Here is a 20,642-nt window from a genome sequence, read left to right as displayed (position 1 = left end):
ATCACCCCGGCCAATGCCGTATGACCATGGTCATGCAACGCATTCGGTAGTGCCGGCCGCTGGCCGGCAACCTGCCGGAATCTGCGGGCGTGTGCCGTGTTGCCGGCCAGCGGCCGACACTACCGACAAACAATCAATGCACTTCGTCGTGATAGACGAACTTCGGCATTTCCCAGCGGTAGTGGATCGCCAGCAGGCGCAGCGCGAAGCCGCCGCCGAGGCAGCACAGGATCGCGGTGGCGTCGGCCACGCCCCAGTGCAGCAGCAACAGGTAGGCCGCGCCGGTCAGCAGCGCGATGATCGCGTACAGCTCCTTCTGGAAGATCAGCGGCACCTCGTTGCAGAGAATGTCGCGCAGCACGCCGCCGAAGGCGCCGGTCAGCATGCCGGCGATCAGCACGATCGGCATGGCATGGCCGGCCTCGCGCGCGATCGAACAGCCGATCAGGGTGAAGGCGATCAGGCCCAGGCCATCGAGCACCAGGAAGGTGCGGCGGAAGTGGTGCATCCAGCGTGCGACCCAGGTGGCGATCAGCGCCGCACACACGGTGAAGCCCAGGTACTCGGGATGCTTCACCCAGCCGAGCGGATAGTGACCGAGCAGGATGTCGCGCAGTGATCCGCCGCCGAGGGCGGTAACGCAGGCGATCATGACCACACCGAACAGGTCCATGCGGCGGCGGCCGGCGGACAGCGCGCCGGTCATGGCTTCGGCGGAAATGGCGATCAGGTAGATGATGGACAGCAGCATGGGACAGGCTCCGGGCGCGGTGGGGCCGGCCATGCGCGGCTACCGCCACTGCCTGCGCAATGACGGGATGACGATGACCGGTGCCGCTCCCGCTGTCCTTTTGCCTGAGAGTTCAGCGGCGTAGGCCGCGTGCCCCTTCGGCGGATCGTCCCGGGCGTGCCCGGTGACCTCTCTCCAGCTCGGCGAGTCGAATGCATGGTTGGTGGGATTCCAGCCCACCGGCCTGAGCGATCATGGGAGCCTGCGCCTTCGGCGGGCGCCAGCGCGGCGCCTCTCTCCTGCATTCGGGCGCCAGTATATCCGCTGCAGTGCAGCACGGCATAATCCGGGCATGGCCCCGTCCCTCCGCCCGTGGTTCCTGTACCTGCTCGAATGCCGCGATGGCAGCTATTACGCCGGCATCAGCACCGACGTGGACGCGCGCTTCGCCGCCCACCAGGCCGGCAAGGGCGCGCGCTACACCCGGGCCCGGCCGCCGCTGCGCGTGCTGGCCGTGCGCGAGTACCCGGACCGGGCCGCCGCCTCGCGGGCCGAGTGGCAGCTCAAGCAGCAGCCGCGCGAACGCAAGCTGGCCTGGCTGCAGGCCCCGGTCCTGTAGATCCACGCCATGCGTGGATGGTGTGCTGGGCCATGCCATCATCGCCACATCCATCGACACAGGAAGCGGTCCGATGAAATCCTGCTGGATGCTGATGTTGACGTTCTGTATCCCCCTGTCGGCCTGCGCCCAGACTCCGCCACCGCTGCAGCACGGGCAGATCGGCAGCGCCGCCGAACTGGCCGCACAGCGCGGCCCGGACACGCCCGAGCCCATCCACCTGCGCCGCGACCAGGTGCCGCCCGATCTGGTCGACCTGATCCCGCTGGCCGAAAAATGGGGCATCGGCGATGACCTGCTGCGCGATGAGATGCGGGAACATGCCACCGACGCGGAAAAGCGCGCGATAGCTGATGCGCTGAAGCATCGGCATGCGCGCATCTCCGCCTGGCTCGACAGTTTCCCGCAGGGCCAGCCGATGACCGACGAAGCGGCCGCGTTCCTGTACATGCAGCTGAGCGTCGACGAAATGGGCCTGATGCAGTAGATCCACGCCATGCGTGGATGCGGCTTGCCCATGCGATGATCGCCCCGCGCCCAGAGCCGGAGACCCGGATGTCCACGATTGCCCTGCTGTTCGCTCTTTCCGCAGCAACGAGCCCTGCCGCCGACCCGGCCACCATCGCGGCCATCGAAGCCACCTGCCACGATTACGTCGACGGCCAGCTGGAGGCCGACCCGCAGCGCGTCGCCCGCTCCCTGCACTCGGACCTGGCCAAGCGCGCGGTCCTCGGCGATACACCCGACGAACGCTTGGGCCTGCGCCGCATGTCGAAGGAAGAGCTGGTCTCGTTGACGAAGCAGGGCGCGCTGAAGACCCCGAAGGATCAATGGGACCGCCGCTGCACGGTGCTGGACGTGACCGGCAACGCGGCCTCGGTACGGCTGGAAACGCCGTGGTTCGTCGACTACTTCCACATGGGGCGCTTCGACCAGCGCTGGGTCATCGTCAACGCGCTGTGGTACCCGAAACCGAAGGCGCGGTAGAGCGATGCGTGCCGCAGGTAGAGCTTGGCTTTCAATTGCCGGTACTGCGAGAAAGGAAGACCTCTGCCGGGTTTGGTCGAAACGGCGAGTGCCCGGCGGCCTGATGAGGCAGTAGAGCCACGCCATGCGTGGCTGAGCTCCATGCGGCCTGCACAGACATTCATCCACGCATGGCGTGGATCTACTCCCAGGCAGAGAACCCGTGTCCGTCTTCGGCCCTAGCGCCTCGGTCGCCGGTCTTCCTGGTCATCACCGAAGATGATGCGCGCGCTGCGCTGGTAGCTCCAGTACGCCACGGCCCAGTTCAGCAGCACCACGATGCGGTTGCGGAAGCCGATCAGGAAGAACACGTGTGCGGCCAGCCAGAACCACCAGGCGAGGACGCCCGAGAGTTGCAGCCGGCCCAGGTGCACGATCGCGGCCATGCGGCCGATGGTGGCCAGGTTGCCGAAGTCGGCGTACTTGAACGGCCCCGGTGCGGCCTTGCCATGCAGACGCGCGCGGATCACCTCGGCCACGTACTTGCCCATCTGCTTGGCGGCGGGCGCGACGCCGGGCACCGGCTTGCCATTGGCTTGATTCAGTGCGGCCAGATCGCCGGCCACGAACAGCTCGGGGTGGTCGGGCAGGGTCAGGTCCGGCTGCACCTGCACGCGTCCAGCGCGGTCCAGTGGCACGTCCAGGGTGCGCGCCAGCGGTGAAGCGGCCACGCCGGCGGCCCAGACCACGGTGCGGGCCGGCACGAACTGATCGCCGAGCTTGAAGCCCTGGCTGTCGATGTCGCTCACCGGGGTACCGGTCAATACTTCCACGCCCAGTTTTTCCAGTTGCCGCCGTGCCTTCAGCGAAAGCACTTCCGGGAACGAAGACAGCACGCGCGGGCCGGCTTCGACCAGCCGCACCTTGGCGCTGGCCGGGTCGATATGGCGGAACTCGTTGCGCAGCGTATGCCGCGCGATTTCGGCCAGGGTGCCGGCCAGTTCAACACCGGTGGGGCCGCCGCCGACCACGGCGAAGCTCAACCACGCCGCTTTCTTCGCCGGGTCCGGCTCGGCCTCGGCGCGCTCGAACGCCAGCAGCAGCTTGCGGCGCAGTGCGATGGCATCGTCCAGCGTCTTCAGCCCGGGCGCATCATCGGCCCATTGGTCGTTGCCGAAGTAGGCGTGGGTGGCGCCGGTAGCCAGCAGCAGGCTGTCGTAGTCCAGCGTGCTGCCATCGGCCATGCGGATCTGCCGGGCCTGCTTGTCGATGGTCACCACTTCGCCGAGGCGGACTTCCACATTGCGCTGGTGGCCGAGGATGTGGCGCAGCGGCGCGGCGATGTCCGGCGCGGACAGGCCGGCGGTGGCCACCTGGTACAGCAGTGGCTGGAAGAGATGGTGGTTGCGGCGGTCGACCAGGGTGATGCGTATGCGCTCGCGGGCCAGGGCACGGGTGGCCCAGAGGCCGGCAAAACCGCCGCCGACAACGACCAGATGGGGAACGCGCTCGCGACTCATCGACTCACTCCAGTGGGGGCATTGGGGGAAGCGCCTGGCATCTTCGCACGATGGCGCCCTGTCACGTCAGCGCCCGCATGGATCGGCGATACTCGGGTTCAGGCAACCGCCCGTGAGGAGCCCATGAGCGAACCGGAAAAGCGCATCGCCCTGTTGATCGACGCCGACAACGCGCCGGCCTCGAAGATCGACGAGGTCCTGGCTGAAGTCGCCCGCTACGGCGTGGCCAACGTGCGCCGCGCCTATGGCAACTGGAAGAGCCCACGGTTGAAGGGATGGGAGGCGGTGCTGCACGAGTACGCGATCCGCCCGATCCAGCAGTTCGCCTACAGCAAAGGCAAGAACGCGTCGGACATGGCGATGGTGATCGATGCCATGGACCTGCTGTACGCGCGCAATCTGGATGGCTTCGCGATCGTGTCCAGCGATGCCGATTTCACCCCGATGGTGATGCGCCTGCTGACCGATGGCGTGAAGGTGTATGGCTTCGGCGAGAAGAAAACGCCGGAACCATTCGTCAATGCGTGTTCGAAGTTCACCTATCTGGAAGCGCTGGGCCAGACCCATGCCAGCGTGCCGGATACCGAACAGGCGTCCAGCGAACAGGCATCGAACGAGCCCGTGGCCAACGACGATGCGCGTCCACGCAAGAGCGGCGCGGAAATGCGCAGCGATACGCGGCTGGTGAAGATGCTGCGCCGTGCGGTGTCCTCGGCCGAGGGCGAGGATGGCTGGTCGCACCTTGGCCCGGTCGGCAGCCAGATCGGCAACCAGGCGTCGTTCGACCCGCGCAACTACGGCTACGGCAAGCTCAGTGACCTGCTGGCGGCGATCGGGCTGTTCGAGCTGAAGAAGGACGGCAAGTCCTCCTACGTGCGCGCGCTGCCGAAGAAAAACCGGTAGTGCCGGCCGCTGGCCGGCAGCGCGCAGATGCCCGATTCCACATCCGCCACCCACACACCCACTCCGATCAGGCGTATCGTTGCCGCTCGCATTGCCAGCAAGGAAAAACCCGCATGTTGAAGATCTGGGGCCGCCGCAATTCCAGCAACGTCCGCAAGGTGCTGTGGTGCGCCGAGGAAATCGGCCTGCCGTACGAATCCATCGAGGTTGGTGGCAGCCATGGCGGCACGCAGACGCCGGAGTACCTGGCGATGAATCCCAACAGCCTGGTGCCGGTGATCGAAGACCATGGCCTGCCGCTGTGGGAATCGAATGCCATCGTGCGCTACCTGAGCGCGCGCTACGCGCTGGGCACGCTGTACGCCGAAGACCCGATGGAACGCGCCCAGGCCGAGAAGTGGATGGACTGGAGCACCTCGCGCATGGCGCCGCTGTACACCGACCTGATCTGGGGCATCATGCGCACCGCCCCAGCTGACCGCGACGAAGCGCGCATCAATGCCGCCATCGTGCGTGCCGGTGACTACCTGGCGATGGCCGATGCCACGTTGGCCAGACAGCCGTGGCTGTCGGGCGAGACGTTCGCGATGGGTGACATCCCGCTGGGCTCGCTGATCTATGCCTGGTTCGAACTGCCCATCCAGCGCCCGGACCTGCCGCACCTGGCCGACTGGTACGCCCGCCTGCGCGAACGCCCGGCCTACCAGCGCGGCGTGATGTCGCCGCTGACCTGAGGGGTAGCGCCGGGCCATGCCCGGCGAGCGTGGTATGCGGAGGACCGCCGGGCATGGCCCGGCGCTAGCGTTCGTCTGCCTCAATACAGATCCGTCGGGTCCATACGGACCGACGGTAGAGTCGAGCTTGCTCGACTGTTTCTGGCGCACGGCAGTCGAGCAAGCTCGACTCTACGCAGCATTGGGCAGCGCCCTCAATACAGATCCGTCGGATCCACATCCAGCGACCAGCGCACCTTGCGTGCCTCCGGCAGCGCATACAGCTGCGGCACCAGCTGGGCCAGCACGCCATGCAGCGGTGGCCGCTGCAGCGCGGACAGCAGCAGCTGGGTGCGCTGGTAGCCGGCACGCCGCGGCATTGGCGCCGGCATCGGCCCGTAGGCCTCGACCACATTCTGTTCCCCCAGCAGTTGCCGCGCCGCCAGCAGGAACGCATTGGCATGCTCGACCTGCTGTGCCTCGGCGCGCATCAGTGCCAGATGCGCGAACGGCGGGAATCCGGCGGCCTGGCGCTGGTTCAACTCGGCCTGCGCGAACAGGTGGTAGCCACCGCTCACCAGGGTTTCCAGCAGCGGATGCCCGGGGTGATGGGTCTGCAGCCAGACCTCGCCGGGATCGCGTGCACGGCCGGCGCGGCCAGCGACCTGGATCAGCTGCTGTGCCAGTTTTTCACTGGCACGGAAGTCGGCCGAGAACAGCCCTTCGTCGATGCCCACCACCACCACCAGTGTCAGCTTCGGCAGGTCGTGGCCCTTGGCCAGGATCTGCGTGCCGACCAGGATGCCGGGTTGGTCGCCCAGCCTCGCCAGCTGCTGTTCCAGTGCGTCGCGTCGTGAGGTGGTGCCGCGGTCGATGCGCACCACCGGAAAATCGGCGAAGGCGGCGGTGAGGTGCTCTTCCAGGCGTTCGGTGCCGATGCCCTGCGGCTGCAGCGCCAGGCTGCCGCAGGCCGGGCATGCCAGCGGCGCCGGTTGCCGCGCACCGCAGTGGTGGCACTGCAGCCGGCGGCCGCCACCATGCACGGTCATCGGTGCATCGCAGCGCTGGCACGGCGCGGTCCATCCGCAGTCGTGGCACAGCAGCACCGGTGCGTAGCCACGGCGGTTCTTGAACACGAGCACCTGCTGGCCACGCTGCAGGTGCTCGCCGATGCCGGCCAGAACATCGGCCGAGAGGCCATCGTGCAATGGCCGTTTGCGCACATCAAGGATGCGCACGCGCGGTGGTCGTGCATCGCCGGCACGCTGCTTCAGGCGCAGGTGGGTGTAGCGCCCGGCATAGGCGTTGTGCAGTGTTTCCAGCGAGGGCGTGGCACTGCCGAGCAGCACGGGAATGCCGAGCGCCTTGGCGCGCACCAGGGCGAAATCGCGCGCGTGGTAGCGGATGCCGTCCTGCTGCTTGTAGCTGCCGTCATGTTCCTCGTCGATGATCAGCAGACCGGCCTGCGGCAGCGGCGTGAACACTGCCGAGCGGGTGCCGACAATGACCCGTGCTTCACCACGTGAGGCGGCTGCCCAGACGCGAGCGCGCTCGTTATCGTTCAAGCCCGAATGCAGCGCATGCACGGCGATGCCGAGGCGGCCGCGGAAGCGTGCCAGGGTCTGCGGAGTCAGGCCGATTTCCGGCACCAGCACCAGCGCCTGCCTGCCCTGTGCCAGGCAATGGATGATCGCCTGCAGGTAGACCTCGGTCTTGCCGCTGCCGGTCACGCCATCCAGCAGGAAAGGCTGGAAGCCGTCGGCGGCGTTGATCGCAGTCACGGCCTCGGCCTGGTCCGGGTTGAGCGTGGGCCCGGGCAGCGGCTGCGCATGCTGCGGTGCCACCGTCATCGCCACGCGCTCGGCCAGTGCACGCTTGGCCAGACTGCGTGCGGCGGTGCGCCAGTCCTCCATGCGTTCGCCCAGTACGTCTTCATCCACCACGGCCTCGGCCAGCAGTTCGGCCAGCTGCCGCGGGCGGCTGCCGGCGCGCAGCTTCCCGCGCTGGGCATGGCCTTCGGGTGTCAGTTGCCAGCCCCAGTGATGGGTGTCGGGCAGGGCCTCGCCGTGGCGCAGCGGGCCGGGCAGGGCAGTGCTGAGTACTTCGCCCAACGGCGCGTGGGTGTAGCGCGCCAGCCACTGCAGGCTCTGCCACAGCTCACCCTGCAGCAGCGGCTGCGGGTCGCACCAGGCCAACGCCTGGCGGAGTCCCTGGCCGTCGTCGGTCTGGCCGTGTCCCACCACCACACCGACCAGCTCACGGTTGCCGAACGGCACCTTCAGGCGGCAGCCGACCGCAACCGTGGGGGCCACGCCCTCCGGCGACAGGTAGTCGAACAGGCGGGGCAGGGGGACGGGCAGGGCGACCTGCAGGGTCGGAATCGGTGAAAGCATCGGGCCAGTGTACCGGGCCATGCGCGCGCGAATGGCGGAGTGGGCGGCGGCGGGGCGGGGTCCGTTGAATCATAAATGTCACCTAAATATCGGTGTCCATTGGAGATTCAGTCTTATCCACATGTTCTGTGGATAACGCTGTGCGTTACCGGTCGGCGGGCGCGCAGGAGGCCGATGGCGACGGCCTCACGCTCGGGTTGGTCAAAAAATCGCCATACTTTAAAATCCATCAAAATCAATGAGTTAAGTGTGAAACAATGCTGAAACAGAGTGAATTCAGCTGGATGCCACAGTTTCCTGCGCAGGCAGCGTGGTGCTGTGCACAACCTGCAGCACGAAGTGCCTGTGGGCGCAAGTCCTACGGGCGCCGATGGCCTGCCGCTATCATGCGGGCAGACCTTTGGAGTGATCGATGACGGCTGTGCCCGCCCCTGTTTCCTCGACCGCGGCCGGCGCGCTGTCGGCGTTCCTGCGAGGCGTTGAACGCCGCGCCCTGGTGGTGGCTGAACTGCAGTGCGGCGATGCTGCCCGGGCCGAACAGACCCTGGTGGCGGTGATGCGCGCGTTTGCGGCGGTCGCCAGTGACCTGCCGATGGCGCAGTGGCCAACCCGCTTCTGGACCCTGCTGGGCCAGCGCCAAGCGCTGCGTGAGCCGGTGGGCGGCCAGTGGGAGCCGCCGCTTGCCGCCTTGGGCCAGATGGGACCGTTGCCGCGCCTGGCGCTGTTGCTGCGGGTGGGCGGCAGCCTGGATGAAGGTATCGCCACGCGCGTGCTCGACCAGGACGAAGCCGGCTACCAGCAGTTGCTGGCCGATGCCTGCCCGCGTGACGCGCACGGCCAGCCCGACGCCTCGGCCTGGCGCCAGCTGGCCGAACAGGTGCAGCTGCGCATCCGCGATCTGCCCGTCAAACGCCTGCAGCAGCTGCAACAGCCGGCCGCACCGACGAACAGCAGTGAAGCGCCGACCTCCAGCTGGCGCACCCCGCAGCGCGACGAGCGGGCTGCAGCCACTGGCAAGCGCCGCCGCGCCAATGCCAAGCCGCGCTGGCGCGGTCCGTTGATCCTGCTGATAACCGTGGTGGTACTGCTGGCCGCCGCGCTGGGCTGGCGCCATTGGCAGGGACATTCGTTCGGCAGCGACGCACCGCTGCCGGAAGGCGTGGTTGGTGAGGCGGGTCCCGTCACGGTGGAAGCACTGCCGCCGAGCAAGGTCAATGCCACGCCGGACGCGACCCCTGCGCAGGCGACGGACGACGCCACGATGCTGGCCGACCGCGACTATCCGCTGGTGGCCGATGCCGATCTGTATGCATGGACCGCCGCGGGCGGCCCGCTGCCGGTGGACGAGTCGCAATCCAAGCCGAGTCGGCCGGAGCCGGCCAGCGCCACGCTGGAAACCGCTGCTGCCGATGAATAAGACCGTATTCGCCAGCCTGCTGCTGGCCCTGCCGTTGTCGCTGTCCGCCGCGCCGCAGACCTTGAACGTGCCGCTGCCGCCGCCAGTGCCGGGCAGTTCACCGGCGGCCCCGGCCACCACAGGTACGACGCCCGCTGCGTTCGCCCAGCTCGATGCCCAGCAGCAGCGCCAGCGCCGCGCCGACTACGCCGCATGGCGGGCATTGCCGGAGGGCGAGCGTGAGCGGATCCGTCAGGCCGCTGCGCGATTCAATGCGTTGCCGGCCGACCAGCAGCAGCGCCTGCGCCAGCAGTTCCAGGCGCAGGACCAGGCCTTCCGCGAAGGCTGGCGGCTGGGCCCGCAGCTGGGCCTGGAGTTCCCCAAGCTGCACGGCCTGTTCGGCTTCGTGCCGCCGGAACAGCGCGAGGCCGCGCTGGCCGTGCTGCGCCAGCTCAGCCCGGCGCAGCTGGCCCAACTGACCTTGGTGGCACAGCGCACGCCACCGCAGGAGCGCGACAAGGTCCGCGGCGCGTTCCTCGCGGTGCCGCCGGCCGAGCGCGATACCTGGCTCAAGCGCCAGGCCGGGCAGTAGAAAGAAAAGGGGACGGAGGGGATTAAGTCGTATTCGGCACAGTCGGGCTTGAAACGACTTAATCCCCTCCGTCCCCTTTTTCTGTTCGTAACGTGATCGCAACGCGTGATGCCGGGGCCTGCCGGAACCCAGCATTCACGCCATGTCATGGGAATGCGCGCGCTGCACGCGTAAGATGGCGGCCCGCAACCCGGTGCCTGTGCCCTTCGCGCGCAACCGTAGTTCGCGTCAAGCACCTTATGTCTACTGCAACCTCCACGCCGCGCTTCAGCAAGGAAGTCGGCGCTACCGGTCTGCTCGCCCTGCCGCTTGTGCTCGGGCATGTGTCCACCGGTCTGATCTCCTTCGTCGACAATGTCATTGCCGGCCACCACGCCACGGCGACCCTGGCCGCGGTGACCATCGGCACCGCCCTGCTGTGGCTGCCGATGCTGATCCCGATCGGCACCCTGATCTCACTCACCGCCTCGGTGTCGCAGCTGCATGGCGCTGGCCGCGAGCGCGAGATCGGCCCGCTGTTCCGCCAGGCACTGTGGCTGGCGCTGGGCCTGGGCCTGATCATGTTCACCTTCCTCACCGTGGTGCCGCCGCTGCTGCCTGCGTTCGGCATCGCACCGGACATCGTGCCGGGGGCCACCGCGTTCCTGCACGCGGTGCGCTGGGGCGGACCTGCGCTGACCCTGTACTTCTGCATGCGCTATCTCAGCGAGGGCATGCACTGGACGCTGCCGACCATGCTGCTCGGCTTCGGTGGCCTGCTGGTGCTGGCACCGATGGGCTACGTGCTGGCCAACGGCAAGCTCGGCTTCCCGGAAATGGGCGCCGAGGGCCTGGGCATCGCTTCGGCGGTGATGATGTGGCTGCAGGCGATCGCCTTCGCCACCTACCTGTGGTTCACCAAGCGCTTTGCCCACCTGCAGCTGTTCTCGCACTTCGAAGGACCGCGCTGGAAGGCGATCTGGGACCTGCTGCGCACTGGCCTGCCGATCGGCATCACCGTGCTGATGGAGGGCGGCCTGTTCATCGTCACCGCGCTGCTGATCGGCCGCCTTGGTGCCAATGAAGCGGCCGCGCACCAGATTGCGATCAACGTCGCCCAGCTGTGCTTCATGATCCCGATGGGCGTGGCCGAGGCCACCACCGTGCGCGTCGGCCATGCGGTCGGTCGTGGCGATGGCTTCGGCGTGCGGCGCGCGGCCTGGGCCGGCTACGCGATCATCATGGGTACGCAGACGTTGTCGGCAGCGGTGCTGCTGTTCGGCCATGACGCCATCGTCGGTGTCTACACCAACGACCTGGCGGTGGCCGGCCTGGCCTCCACCCTGCTGCTGTACGCGGCCACCTTCCAGTTCCCGGATGGCATCCAGGTGCTGTCGGCCGGCGCGCTGCGCGGGCTGAAGGACACCCGCGTGCCGATGTTCATCGCCATGTTCGCGTACTGGGGCCTGGGCATGCCGCTCGGCGCCGGGCTCGGCCTGGGCCTGGGCATGGGCCCGCAGGGCATGTGGATCGGCCTGATCGTCGGCCTGACCGCCGCCGCCATCCTGATGGGCTGGCGCCTGCGTCGCAGCAGCCTGCGCATCGGCCAATCGATGTTGTCCTGATCGTCCCGCCCGCCCTGCCGACCCATGGCGGGCGATCCCCTGACTTGTGTCCGATGCCGCATCACACGGCACCGGCTATGCTGGCACCACGGCAAGAAGCCATCCGGAGCGTTCCATGAATCAACCCGTGCCCCCGCTGCCCCCGGCGCGTCGCAACCCCGTCGCCAGTTTCTTCATCGGGCTGTGGGACGTCATGAACTTCACCCGCCGGTTGATCCTCAACCTGGTGTTCTTCGGCCTGCTGTTCCTGCTGCTGGTGATGTTCGTCATCGCCGCCGGCATGGGCGCCGGTGCCAGCAAATCGCTGCAGGACCGCACGACCCTGGTGATCGCGCCGGAAGGCCGCCTGGTCGAGCAGTTCAGCGCTGACCCGGTCAGCCGCGCGCTGGCCAAGGCGGTGGGCGACAACGGTGCCGAAGAGATCCAGCTGCGCGACCTGCTGCGGGTGATCGAGTCGGCCAAGGAAGACAAGAAGATCGAGCGCGTGGTGCTGGAGCTGGACAAGCTGCAGCCGTCGGGCTTCGCTTCGCTGCGTGAAGTGGCCGCGGCACTGCAGGACCTGCGTGCGTCCGGCAAGCAGCTGGTGGCCTACAGCGAGAGCATGGGCCAGTCGCAGTACCTGCTGGCCGCACAGGCCGACGAGGTCTACCTGGACCCGATGGGGTCGGTGGTGCTCGAGGGCCTGGGCCGCTATCGCCAGTACTTCCGCACCGGCCTGCAGGACAAGCTGGGTGTGGACGTGCACCTGTTCAAGGTGGGCGAGTACAAGTCCGCCGCCGAACCCTACGTGCTCGACGCCGCTTCGCCGGCCTCCAAGGAAGCTGACCTGTTCTGGATGAACGACGTGTGGCAGCGCTACCTGGGCGACATCGCCAAGGCCCGCCGCCTGGATCCGGCACAGCTGGCTGCCGGCATCGACACGCTGCCGGAAGGCATCGCCGCTGCCGGTGGTGACCTGGCCAAGTTCGCCCTGCAGCAGAAGCTGGTGACGTCGCTGAAGACCCGCGAGGAATTCGAGGATCTGATGATCGAGCGCGGCGTGGCTGACGACGATGCCGACGGTGGTTTCCGCAACATCGACTTCGGCTCCTACCTGGGCCAGCTCGATGCGCGCCGCAACCCGGTCGACAGCCGTCCGCAGGTGGCGGTGGTGGTGGCTGCCGGCGAAATCAGCGGTGGCGACCTGCCGGCCGGCCGCATCGGTGGCGAATCGACCTCGGCGCTGCTGCGTGCCGCGCGTGACGACGAGAACGTGAAGGCCGTGGTGCTGCGCGTGGATTCGCCGGGTGGTGAAGTGTTCGCCTCCGAGCAGATCCGCCGCGAAGTGGTGGCCCTGCAGGCCGCCGGCAAGCCGGTGGTGGTGTCGATGGGCGACCTGGCCGCCTCCGGTGGCTACTGGATCAGCATGAATGCCGATCGCATCTATGCCGATCCGTCGACCATCACCGGTTCGATCGGCATCTTCGGCATGGTGCCGAACTTCAGCCGCGCGCTGGACAAGATCGGCGTGCACACCGACGGTGTCGGCACCACCCGTTTCGCCGGTGCGTTCGATGTCACCCGCCCGATGGATCCGGCCGTGGGCCAGGTCATCCAGTCGGTGATCAACAAGGGTTACGCCGACTTCACCGGTCGCGTCGCCGACGCCCGCAAGAAGCCGGTCGAGGCCGTCGACGAAGTGGCCCGTGGACGCGTGTGGAGCGGTGCGCAGGCCAAGGAACGTGGCCTGGTCGATGCCTTCGGTGGCCTGAAGGATGCGGTGGCCGATGCCGCCAGCCGCGCCAAGCTGGGCAAGGCTGATGCCTACCGCGTGCGTTACATCGAGAAGGCGGCAACGCCGTTCGCGCAGTTCGTCAGCGGTTTCGCCGGCAGCCGTGCAGGTGCCTGGATGCTGTCCGACTCGGGCATGGCGCGGATGGTGCTGGCGCGCACGATGCCCGAAGTGGATACGCAGCTGCGATTTGTCGAGAACGCGGCCCGCGAGAAGGGCAACGGCACGCCGGTGAAGGCGCTGGCGTACTGCTTCTGCGGGTTCTGATCGGAGGCCATCCACGCACGGCGTGGATCTACTGGAAGCGCCCGGCCTCGGCCGGGCGTTTTCGTCTGCGGGGTTACTGCGTCGCGTCGGCTTCCGCCTTGCGCTCACGCGCGGCGGCATCGTCCACGGTCTTCTGCACGCCCTTGGCGCGGTCCAGCGGTTCGTTGATTGCGCGCGACATCGCCCGGGGCACCGGTGGCTTTTCCGGGTTCGGCGCCGGTGGGCGCTGGCAGCCCGCCAGCAGCGCGGTGGCCAGCAGGGACGTGGACAGGATCAGGATGCGCATGGCGGCACTCCGTGATGGGCGTGCGGGCAGTGTCGCATCCTCGGCAGGGGGCGGCCGTGAGCGCGTATCCTTGCCGCATCGAAACACAGCGGGCGCGGCCCGGGAGAACACATGACCCAGCAACGGTGGCGCCTGGACGGCCAGACCGCCCTGATCACCGGCGCCAGCGCCGGCATCGGCCTGGCCATCGCGCATGAACTGGCTGGCTTCGGCGCCGATCTGATGATCGTCGGCCGTGATATCGACATGCTGGAGACCGCGCGCGACGAACTGCTGGACGTGTATCCGCAGATGCAGGTGCATGCGCTGGCCGCCGATGTCTCAGACGACGAGGACCGCCGCCAGATCCTGGACTGGGTGGAGGACCATAGTGATGGCCTGCACATCCTGGTCAACAACGCCGGCGGCAATGTCACCAAGGCGGCCACGGAGTATTCCGAGGACGAATGGCGGAAGATCTTCGAGACCAACCTGTTCTCGGCCTTCGAGCTGTCGCGCTATGCACATCCGTTGCTGGCACGCCACGCGTCGTCATCCATCGTCAACGTCGGCAGCGTGTCCGGCCTGACCCATGTGCGCAGCGGCGTGGTCTACGGCATGACCAAGGCGGCGATGCATCAGATGACCCGCAACCTGGCCGTCGAGTGGGCCGAGGATGGCATCCGGGTCAACGCGGTGGCGCCGTGGTACATCCGCACGCGGCGCACGTCCGGTCCGTTGGCGGACCCGGACTACTACGAGGAAGTGATCAACCGCACGCCGATGCGTCGTATCGGCGAGCCGGAGGAAGTGGCCGCAGCCGTGGGCTTCCTGTGCCTGCCGGCGGCCGGCTATGTGACCGGCGAGTGCATCGCGGTGGACGGCGGTTTCCTGCGCTACGGGTTCTGATCTTTCAGCAGGTAGTGCCGACCGCTGGCCGGCAACTGCAATCATCTGCAGATCCTGTGGTTGCCGGCCAGCGGCCGGCACTACCGGTGGCTGTCACCCCGGTACCGGGCAGTTGCTGGCCTCCAGCACGCCCTGCAGCCGTTCGCGTTCACCGCGCACGGTATCGCGGTTCTCCGGCGCGGCGAAGCGCTCACGGCCGCGGGCATCGCGGAAGCGCTGCTGCCAACCACCGCAGCGCTGCGCTTCGGGAAGCGCTTCGCAGTGGTCGCGCACCACTTCACAGCTGGCGGCATTCACCGGCGTCACTCCGCCAAGGCCCTGTACCGTCATCAGCTCGCAGCGGCCGGGCGCGGCTTCGTACTCGTACAGGTAGCCGCCGCCCTGGCTGTCGGTGCACTGGAAGATCGGAGGAAGCGGCGGCTTCGGTGGACCGTCACCTGCGGCGGCGCGGGCCTCGGCATCGCGGCGCAGCGTCGCGCTGTCGAGGATCTGGTCGTCTCCTGCGTGTTCGACCATGCCTGCTTCCATGATCGTGCGTCCTTCGTCCGCGCGTCGCGGTTTTGCTGGGGCCGCAGGGGCAACAGCCGGTCCGGCCGGCACCGGCGCGGGTGTTTCAACGGGCGCGGATGCAGGTTCGGCGGCTACAGGCGCAGCGGCGGCCGCCTGCGAGTTGGCCGGGTCGGGGATGCGCAGCACCTGCTGCTTGCTGCCGGTGGCGCACGGCGTGCGCTGCAGGGTAGGGACGTCACTGCTGCTGGAGGTACAGCGGTAGATCACGCCCTCTTCGGCCAACGCGCTTCCGGGCAGCAGCACCAGGAGCAGCCAGATCACTCGGTTCATGCGCACAGCGTACAGGCTGCGACGGCGTGCTGCGCTCAGCGTTCGCAATCGCGCGACAGGCGCGCATCGATACCGCGCTGTTCGTTGCTGATGGCGGTGCGTTCACTCTGCAGCGCGCTGTTGTAACGGCGATCCAGCTCCCAGCGGCGGTCACTCAGCCGTGCGCAGACTTCCTGTGGTGGCAACGCATGGCAGCTGTCGCGGACCAGCACGCTGCCGGCCGGCACCTGCACGTCCATGCCGATCGAGGGGCGGCGATAACCCGTGCCTTCGCCGATCGGCGTGCCGATGGCCGGGCGTGGTCCGGGATAGGCTGGACCACGATGGCCGTGCGGCAGCCAGACACTGGTCCACAGTGGCACCCAGCGCGGATTGCCTTCGTTGTTGTCGCTGGTATAGCGCCGTCCGTCCTCGCTCACGCACTCGTACATCGGCTGCGGCGGCTGGATGTAGACGTGGCGGACTTCGCGCTCGCGGATGACCGGGGTTTCGCTGGGCGGCGGAGGCGTGGCATCACTGCGCACCACCCGTGGAGCGGGATCGCGCGGGCGCTGCAGGTCGCGCACCTGCTGGCGGCCGCTGTTGCACGGCCTGTCCTGCAGGGCGACGGCACCGTTGCTGGCAACGCAGCGGTAGACACGCACGTCCTCGGCCGCGGGTGCCGTCCACGGCAGCAGCAGGCACAGGCTCAAGGTGGCGCGCAGCAGGGTCATGGCGGCAGGGTGCGTGATTGTCCGCAGCAGCGCAATCGCCGGCTCAGGAGCGCAGCACGTTGCCGCTGAGCGCGTCGCGGATCGGGGTGGGCTGGGCCAGGCCGCCGGTCTGCCCATCGAGGATGCCGTCGAGCAGGCGCAGCAGGCGCGGGTCCAGTTCTTCGCGGCTGCGCGCTGGTGGTTCGCCGGCCAGGTTGGCACTGGTGGAGACCAGCGGGCCGCCCCAGGCGCGGCAGAGTTCGGCCACCAGCGGGTGCGCGCTGATGCGCACCGCGATACCGCTGTGTTCGCCGGTGACCCAGGGCTGCGCGCGCGGGCCGGCAGGCAGGATCCAGGTGTTGGCACCGGGCCAGCTGGCCAGCACCGCGCGCTGGCGGGCGTCGGGCAGCGCCTGCAGTCGCACCCAGCCTTCCAGCTGCGCCAGTTCGGCCGCGACCAGGATCATGCCTTTCTCGATCGGGCGCTGCTTCAGCCGCAGCACCATGTGCACCGCAGCTTCGTGCGAGGGATCACAGCCCAGGCCCCAGACCGCTTCGGTCGGGTAGGCGATCACGCCGCCCGCGCGGAGCGTGGCGACAGCAGAGTCCAGGGTGAGTTCTTTCATGGCGGCGACCGGCCCGGCGTGGGCCTTCATTATCCCCCTGCCGCGTGCAGAAGGGGTGGACCCTGGCACACGGTAGTGCCGGCCGCTGGCCGGCATCAGCGGTAGGTAATGACTGCTTATGGTGGGTGCGGACCGTTAGTCCGCACACCTTGACCCTCATCCACGCATGGCGTGGATCTACTTCTTTGCAGCGGCCTTCTTCGCCGAGGCTTTCTTCGCAGCAGCCTTCTTCACCGCTTTCTTTGCCGGGGCCTTCTTGGCAGGCGCTTTCTTTGCAGCGGCCTTCTTCGGCGCCGCTTCCTTCTTCACCGCGGCCTTCTTTGCCGGGGCCTTCTTCGCGGCAGCCTTCTTGGCGCCGAAGCCCTTGCGCACCGGCTTGCCGGTTTCTTCCATCAGCTGCTGCACTTCGGCCAGGGTAAGCGAGGCCGGCTCGCGATCCTTGGGGATCTTGCCGTTCATCTTGCCGTCGCTGATGTACGGGCCGAAACGGCCGTTCAGCACCTGGATGTCGCTGCCCTCGAACTCCTTGATGATCCGGTTGCGCGCGATCTCTTCCTTCTCTTCGACGAGGAACACGGCGCGGGCCAGGTCGATGGTGTACGGGTCGTCTTCCTTCTTCAGCGAGGCATAGGTGCTGCCGCGCTTGGCGAACGGGCCGAAGCGGCCGATGCCGACGCTGACCGGCTCGCCCTTGTCCTCACCCAGCGCGCGTGGCATCAGGAACAGTTCCAGCGCGTCTTCCAGGGAGATGGTGTGCATCGACTGGCCGGGGCGCAGCGAGGCGAACTTCGGCTTCTCCTCGGCGTCCTCGGCGGTGCTGCCGATGGCCGCATAGGGCCCGAAGCGGCCCAGGCGCACGCTGACCGGCTTGCCGGTCTTGGGGTCGGTGCCGAGCTCGCGCGCGCCACTGGCCTCGGCACGGTCGACCGATTCCTTCTTGTCTTCCACCAGCTCCTTGAACGGCTCCCAGAAGCGGGCCATCAGCGGGATCCACTCTTCTTCGCCACGCGAGACGGCGTCGAGCTCGTCTTCCAGCTTGGCGGTGAAGTCGTAGTCCACGTACCGGGTGAAGTGGCTGGACAGGAACTTGGACACCGCGCGGCCGACGTCGGACGGGCGGAAGCTGCGGCCTTCCATTTCCACGTACTTGCGGAACAGCAGGGTCTGGATGATCGAGGCGTAGGTCGAGGGACGGCCGATGCCGTACTCTTCCAGCGCCTTCACCAGCGCCGCTTCGGTGTAGCGCGGCGGCGGCTGGGTGAAATGCTGTTCGGCCTGGATGCGTTCCAGCGGCACGCGGTCGCCGGGCTTCATCGCCGGCAGCTTGCGGCCTTCGTCCTCGTCTTCGGCGCTCTTGTTGTCCTTGCCTTCTTCGTACACGGCCAGGAAGCCGGGCACCACCACGGTGGTGCCGCTGGCGCGGAACACGTGTTCGCTGCCGGCGGACAGATCGACGCTGACGGTGTTGAGGGTGGCCGGAATCATCTGGCAGGCCACCGCACGCTTCCAGATCAGCTCGTACAGCTTGCGCTCGTCATCGGTCAGGTAGCGCGCCACCTGCGCAGGCGTGCGCAGCGCCGAGGTCGGGCGCACCGCTTCGTGCGCTTCCTGGGCGTTCTTCGACTTGGTCTGGTAGGTGTTCGGCTGGTCCGGCAGCGAGGCGATGCCGTAGTCGCGGGCGATCACGTCGCGGATCTCGGCCAGCGCGTCCTGCGACAGGTTCACCGAGTCGGTACGCATGTACGAGATCAGGCCGACGGTGCCTTCGTCACCGATCGCCACGCCTTCATACAGCTTCTGCGCCACCTGCATGGTCTTGCGGGTGGTGAAGCCGAGCTTGCGCGAGGCTTCCTGCTGCAGGGTGGAGGTGGTGAACGGCGGCGCCGGGCGGCGCTTGCGCTCCTTGCTGGCCACATCGGTGACATGCAGCGAGCCCTGCGCGGCCTGCTGGATGCGCAGGCGGGCGGCCTCGGCGGTGTCGCCGTCGGTGATGGTGAACTGTTCGAACTTCTGCCCGTCCAGCTTGATCAGCTTGGCGTTGAAGTGCTGCGACGGGTGCGCGCACTCGGCGGCGATCGACCAGTATTCGCGGGCGATGAAGGCTTCGATCTCTTCCTCGCGCTCGACGATCATGCGCAGCGCCGGGCTCTGCACGCGGCCGGCGGACAGGCCGCGCTGGACCTTGCGCCACAGCACCGGCGACAGGTTGAAACCGACCAGGTAATCCAGCGCGCGGCGCGCCTGCTGGGCGTCGACCAGGTCGCTGGCGATCGCGCGCGGCTGGCTGATCGCTTCCTTGATGGCGCGCGGGGTGATCTCGGTGAACACCACGCGCTGCATCGGCTTGTCCTTGACCAGCCCGCGTTCCTTCAGGATCTCGGCGATGTGCCAGCTGATCGCTTCACCCTCGCGATCCGGGTCGGTCGCCAGCAGGATGTCGTCGGCGCCCTTGGCGGCCTTGGCGATCGCATCGACATGCTTTTCGTTCTTGTCGATCACGTCGTAGTGCATGGCGAACCCGTTGTCCGGGTCGACTGCGCCTTCCTTCGGGATCAGGTCGCGCACGTGCCCATACGAGGCCAGGACCGTGTAGTCCTTGCCGAGGTATTTGTTGATCGTCTTGGCCTTGGCCGGCGATTCGACGATGAGCAGGTGCTTGGGCATGTCAGGAAAGGTCTGTGGGCGGACCGGGGGAGAGGGGCCGCTAGGGTGGAGCAAACGGCCGCATTAGTGAAGCGGCCACGGGCAAATCCATAAACTGAACGCCCGGTAATGTGCCGGGCGTTCAGGTTTCACCTTATTAGAGGAATCACGCCCGGCCAGCCCATGTCAAGCAGCCAGGCGTGAGGATGGCCGTTCATGAGGCCATCTTGGCGATGAAGCCAACCGCGAACACCATGAGCGCCAGGCCCACCAGCGACAGCAGGCCGGTCAGTACGAGCACCAGCACGGTCACCGTGCCCAGCTCCCGGCGCTGCAGCTGCGGCTGGTCGGTGTAGGCCCAGCGGTCGACCACCAGGGTGTCGCAGATCATGTCGTGCAGGCCCTGCTTGCGCTCGGTGAAGGCGGCCATCAGGAAACCGATGCCGAGGGTGAAGGTGCTGAGCACCGCGGCCCAGTAGCGACCAAATGCGCGGGCCTTGGTCAGGCGCTCGCCATTGCTGCGCACGACCTTGATGCCGACCGCCATCTTGCCCAGCGTGGCACCGCCCTGCGAGGCATGGAACCAGGTGTAGTACGCCATGCCGATGGCCAGGTTGATCAGGGCACTGGCCAGCTGGGCCACGATTTCGATGGCCGATTCGCCGCTGCCCACCGCACCCATGCTGGCACCAAGCGCCACACCGAGGATGGCGCCGATGATGCCGCCGGGGATGGCCAGCACGAAGTAGTCGATCATGTAGGCCGCCACGCGCTTCCAGAAGCCCGCGTAGACCACTTCGCCGCCCATCACCGGCTGGGCATGGCCGCCGCCGCCGAGCGCCGCAGGGGCGCTGTAGGGCGAACTGCTGAGCGCGCCGGTGCCAGGCAGTGGCGCCGTACCGTTGTCGATCGCGGCATAGTCGCCACGCAGGTCGAAGCCGCCACTGCCGGTGGCGGTGCTGGCATCGGCCAGGGTCTGCAGGCCGAGCTCGTCGACCACCTGGCGCAGTGCAGCCCACTGGGCCATGCCCTCGCGCCAGACCAGGGTGTCCAGGTTCAACTGGCCGCGCTGGAAGCGCTGGCGGATCTCCTGGACCGGCAGCGGGCCCTGGCGTTGCTGTCCTTCGGCGTAGTACCACTCAGTCATTGCATGTTCCCTGTTGAATCATCCTTGGAGGTGCTGGCGTGCGCGTG

19 protein-coding genes and 2 riboswitches are annotated in these 20,642 nt (G+C 67.7%); of the genes, 10 read left to right on the top strand and 9 right to left on the bottom strand.

Features of this window, described 5'->3' with window-relative positions:
• Positions 1 to 133: 133 nt before the first annotated feature.
• Positions 134 to 751: a trimeric intracellular cation channel family protein gene (locus ACX9OT_RS02305; RefSeq protein WP_005411215.1), complete on the bottom strand. Its 618-nt coding sequence runs from the start codon at positions 749 to 751 to the stop codon at positions 134 to 136.
• An 84-nt stretch (positions 752 to 835) separates the two neighbouring features.
• A riboswitch (glycine riboswitch) is annotated at positions 836 to 939 on the bottom strand.
• A 13-nt stretch (positions 940 to 952) separates the two neighbouring features.
• Positions 953 to 1,042, bottom strand: a riboswitch (glycine riboswitch).
• A 40-nt stretch (positions 1,043 to 1,082) separates the two neighbouring features.
• Here ACX9OT_RS02305 and ACX9OT_RS02300 point away from each other — a divergent pair.
• From ACX9OT_RS02300 to ACX9OT_RS02290, 3 genes are all read left to right on the top strand, one after another.
• The gene (locus ACX9OT_RS02300; protein WP_005419660.1) at positions 1,083 to 1,349 is read left to right on the top strand and encodes a GIY-YIG nuclease family protein; all 267 of its coding nucleotides are present in this window, start codon (positions 1,083 to 1,085) and stop codon (positions 1,347 to 1,349) included.
• 94 nt (positions 1,350 to 1,443) lie between these two features.
• On the top strand, positions 1,444 to 1,836 hold the full coding sequence (locus tag ACX9OT_RS02295; protein ID WP_223224703.1) for a hypothetical protein: 393 nt from the start codon (positions 1,444 to 1,446) through the stop codon (positions 1,834 to 1,836).
• Between the two features lie 68 nt (positions 1,837 to 1,904).
• Positions 1,905 to 2,336, top strand: coding sequence for a nuclear transport factor 2 family protein (locus ACX9OT_RS02290; protein WP_049461956.1), 432 nt, complete (start codon positions 1,905 to 1,907; stop codon positions 2,334 to 2,336).
• Positions 2,337 to 2,554: 218 nt separating this feature from the next.
• Here ACX9OT_RS02290 and ACX9OT_RS02285 read toward each other — a convergent pair whose 3' ends face one another.
• Positions 2,555 to 3,835 (bottom strand): NAD(P)/FAD-dependent oxidoreductase, encoded by a 1,281-nt coding sequence (locus ACX9OT_RS02285; protein WP_049461957.1) that lies wholly within the window; start codon positions 3,833 to 3,835, stop codon positions 2,555 to 2,557.
• A 123-nt stretch (positions 3,836 to 3,958) separates the two neighbouring features.
• On the opposite strand from ACX9OT_RS02285, the gene ACX9OT_RS02280 reads away from it, so the two are divergent.
• Entirely contained in the window at positions 3,959 to 4,738 is a 780-nt protein-coding gene (locus ACX9OT_RS02280; protein WP_010481148.1) for an NYN domain-containing protein, read from the top strand.
• A 113-nt stretch (positions 4,739 to 4,851) separates the two neighbouring features.
• On the top strand, positions 4,852 to 5,472 hold the full coding sequence (locus ACX9OT_RS02275) for a glutathione S-transferase family protein (RefSeq protein WP_049461958.1): 621 nt from the start codon (positions 4,852 to 4,854) through the stop codon (positions 5,470 to 5,472).
• Positions 5,473 to 5,666: 194 nt separating this feature from the next.
• On the opposite strand, the gene ACX9OT_RS02270 is transcribed toward ACX9OT_RS02275, so the two are convergent.
• On the bottom strand, positions 5,667 to 7,844 hold the full coding sequence (locus ACX9OT_RS02270) for a primosomal protein N' (protein WP_049461959.1): 2,178 nt from the start codon (positions 7,842 to 7,844) through the stop codon (positions 5,667 to 5,669).
• 412 nt (positions 7,845 to 8,256) lie between these two features.
• Between ACX9OT_RS02270 and ACX9OT_RS02265 the strand changes: the two genes are divergently transcribed.
• The 4 genes from ACX9OT_RS02265 to sppA all read left to right on the top strand — a co-directional run bounded on the left by ACX9OT_RS02265 (position 8,257) and on the right by sppA (position 13,474).
• Positions 8,257 to 9,261 (top strand): hypothetical protein, encoded by a 1,005-nt coding sequence (locus tag ACX9OT_RS02265; RefSeq protein ID WP_032129681.1) that lies wholly within the window; start codon positions 8,257 to 8,259, stop codon positions 9,259 to 9,261.
• Positions 9,254 to 9,832, top strand: a complete 579-nt coding sequence (locus tag ACX9OT_RS02260) for a DUF3106 domain-containing protein (protein WP_049423404.1) — start codon at positions 9,254 to 9,256, stop codon at positions 9,830 to 9,832. The genes ACX9OT_RS02265 and ACX9OT_RS02260 overlap by 8 nt, the downstream gene beginning before the upstream one ends.
• A gap of 239 nt (positions 9,833 to 10,071) precedes the next feature.
• Positions 10,072 to 11,436, top strand: a complete 1,365-nt coding sequence (locus ACX9OT_RS02255) for an MATE family efflux transporter (RefSeq protein WP_032129679.1) — start codon at positions 10,072 to 10,074, stop codon at positions 11,434 to 11,436.
• A gap of 115 nt (positions 11,437 to 11,551) precedes the next feature.
• Positions 11,552 to 13,474 carry a signal peptide peptidase SppA gene (gene sppA / locus ACX9OT_RS02250; protein ID WP_049400998.1) on the top strand — a complete coding sequence of 641 codons (1,923 nt, stop codon included), beginning with the start codon at positions 11,552 to 11,554 and terminating at the stop codon, positions 13,472 to 13,474.
• A 73-nt stretch (positions 13,475 to 13,547) separates the two neighbouring features.
• Here sppA and ACX9OT_RS02245 read toward each other — a convergent pair whose 3' ends face one another.
• Positions 13,548 to 13,760, bottom strand: a complete 213-nt coding sequence (locus tag ACX9OT_RS02245; RefSeq protein WP_049400999.1) for a hypothetical protein — start codon at positions 13,758 to 13,760, stop codon at positions 13,548 to 13,550.
• Between the two features lie 111 nt (positions 13,761 to 13,871).
• Here ACX9OT_RS02245 and ACX9OT_RS02240 point away from each other — a divergent pair, with 111 nt between their 5' ends.
• Positions 13,872 to 14,648 carry an SDR family oxidoreductase gene (locus ACX9OT_RS02240; protein WP_049461960.1) on the top strand — a complete coding sequence of 259 codons (777 nt, stop codon included), beginning with the start codon at positions 13,872 to 13,874 and terminating at the stop codon, positions 14,646 to 14,648.
• A 93-nt stretch (positions 14,649 to 14,741) separates the two neighbouring features.
• Here the strand turns inward: ACX9OT_RS02240 and ACX9OT_RS02235 are convergent, their stop codons facing one another.
• From ACX9OT_RS02235 to ACX9OT_RS02215, 5 genes are all read right to left on the bottom strand, one after another.
• Positions 14,742 to 15,488 (bottom strand): hypothetical protein, encoded by a 747-nt coding sequence (locus ACX9OT_RS02235; RefSeq protein ID WP_049461961.1) that lies wholly within the window; start codon positions 15,486 to 15,488, stop codon positions 14,742 to 14,744.
• Positions 15,489 to 15,523: 35 nt separating this feature from the next.
• A complete protein-coding gene (locus ACX9OT_RS02230; protein WP_049401000.1) occupies positions 15,524 to 16,201 on the bottom strand; it encodes a DUF4124 domain-containing protein in 678 nt (225 codons plus the stop codon).
• Positions 16,202 to 16,244: 43 nt separating this feature from the next.
• Positions 16,245 to 16,835 (bottom strand): L-threonylcarbamoyladenylate synthase type 1 TsaC, encoded by a 591-nt coding sequence (locus ACX9OT_RS02225; RefSeq protein WP_019338925.1) that lies wholly within the window; start codon positions 16,833 to 16,835, stop codon positions 16,245 to 16,247.
• Between the two features lie 147 nt (positions 16,836 to 16,982).
• Entirely contained in the window at positions 16,983 to 19,469 is a 2,487-nt protein-coding gene (locus ACX9OT_RS02220; protein ID WP_049461962.1) for a DNA topoisomerase I, read from the bottom strand.
• 193 nt (positions 19,470 to 19,662) lie between these two features.
• Positions 19,663 to 20,595, bottom strand: coding sequence for an RDD family protein (locus tag ACX9OT_RS02215; protein WP_049461963.1), 933 nt, complete (start codon positions 20,593 to 20,595; stop codon positions 19,663 to 19,665).
• Positions 20,596 to 20,642: the final 47 nt, after the last annotated feature.

It is taken from the genome of Stenotrophomonas genospecies 3 (assembly GCF_054473855.1).
Note: the sequence above shows the minus strand (reverse complement) of the source record. Positions and strands in the feature narration are given on the sequence as shown.

Coding starts and splice junctions, on each gene's coding strand:
- ACX9OT_RS02305 (WP_005411215.1), bottom strand. CDS start 751: ATGCTGCTGTCCATCATCTACCTGATCGCCATTTCCGCCGAAGCCATG.
- ACX9OT_RS02300 (WP_005419660.1), top strand. CDS start 1,083: ATGGCCCCGTCCCTCCGCCCGTGGTTCCTGTACCTGCTCGAATGCCGC.
- ACX9OT_RS02295 (WP_223224703.1), top strand. CDS start 1,444: ATGTTGACGTTCTGTATCCCCCTGTCGGCCTGCGCCCAGACTCCGCCA.
- ACX9OT_RS02290 (WP_049461956.1), top strand. CDS start 1,905: ATGTCCACGATTGCCCTGCTGTTCGCTCTTTCCGCAGCAACGAGCCCT.
- ACX9OT_RS02285 (WP_049461957.1), bottom strand. CDS start 3,835: ATGAGTCGCGAGCGCGTTCCCCATCTGGTCGTTGTCGGCGGCGGTTTT.
- ACX9OT_RS02280 (WP_010481148.1), top strand. CDS start 3,959: ATGAGCGAACCGGAAAAGCGCATCGCCCTGTTGATCGACGCCGACAAC.
- ACX9OT_RS02275 (WP_049461958.1), top strand. CDS start 4,852: ATGTTGAAGATCTGGGGCCGCCGCAATTCCAGCAACGTCCGCAAGGTG.
- ACX9OT_RS02270 (WP_049461959.1), bottom strand. CDS start 7,844: ATGCTTTCACCGATTCCGACCCTGCAGGTCGCCCTGCCCGTCCCCCTG.
- ACX9OT_RS02265 (WP_032129681.1), top strand. CDS start 8,257: ATGACGGCTGTGCCCGCCCCTGTTTCCTCGACCGCGGCCGGCGCGCTG.
- ACX9OT_RS02260 (WP_049423404.1), top strand. CDS start 9,254: ATGAATAAGACCGTATTCGCCAGCCTGCTGCTGGCCCTGCCGTTGTCG.
- ACX9OT_RS02255 (WP_032129679.1), top strand. CDS start 10,072: ATGTCTACTGCAACCTCCACGCCGCGCTTCAGCAAGGAAGTCGGCGCT.
- sppA (WP_049400998.1), top strand. CDS start 11,552: ATGAATCAACCCGTGCCCCCGCTGCCCCCGGCGCGTCGCAACCCCGTC.
- ACX9OT_RS02245 (WP_049400999.1), bottom strand. CDS start 13,760: ATGCGCATCCTGATCCTGTCCACGTCCCTGCTGGCCACCGCGCTGCTG.
- ACX9OT_RS02240 (WP_049461960.1), top strand. CDS start 13,872: ATGACCCAGCAACGGTGGCGCCTGGACGGCCAGACCGCCCTGATCACC.
- ACX9OT_RS02235 (WP_049461961.1), bottom strand. CDS start 15,488: ATGAACCGAGTGATCTGGCTGCTCCTGGTGCTGCTGCCCGGAAGCGCG.
- ACX9OT_RS02230 (WP_049401000.1), bottom strand. CDS start 16,201: ATGACCCTGCTGCGCGCCACCTTGAGCCTGTGCCTGCTGCTGCCGTGG.
- ACX9OT_RS02225 (WP_019338925.1), bottom strand. CDS start 16,835: ATGAAGGCCCACGCCGGGCCGGTCGCCGCCATGAAAGAACTCACCCTG.
- ACX9OT_RS02220 (WP_049461962.1), bottom strand. CDS start 19,469: ATGCCCAAGCACCTGCTCATCGTCGAATCGCCGGCCAAGGCCAAGACG.
- ACX9OT_RS02215 (WP_049461963.1), bottom strand. CDS start 20,595: ATGACTGAGTGGTACTACGCCGAAGGACAGCAACGCCAGGGCCCGCTG.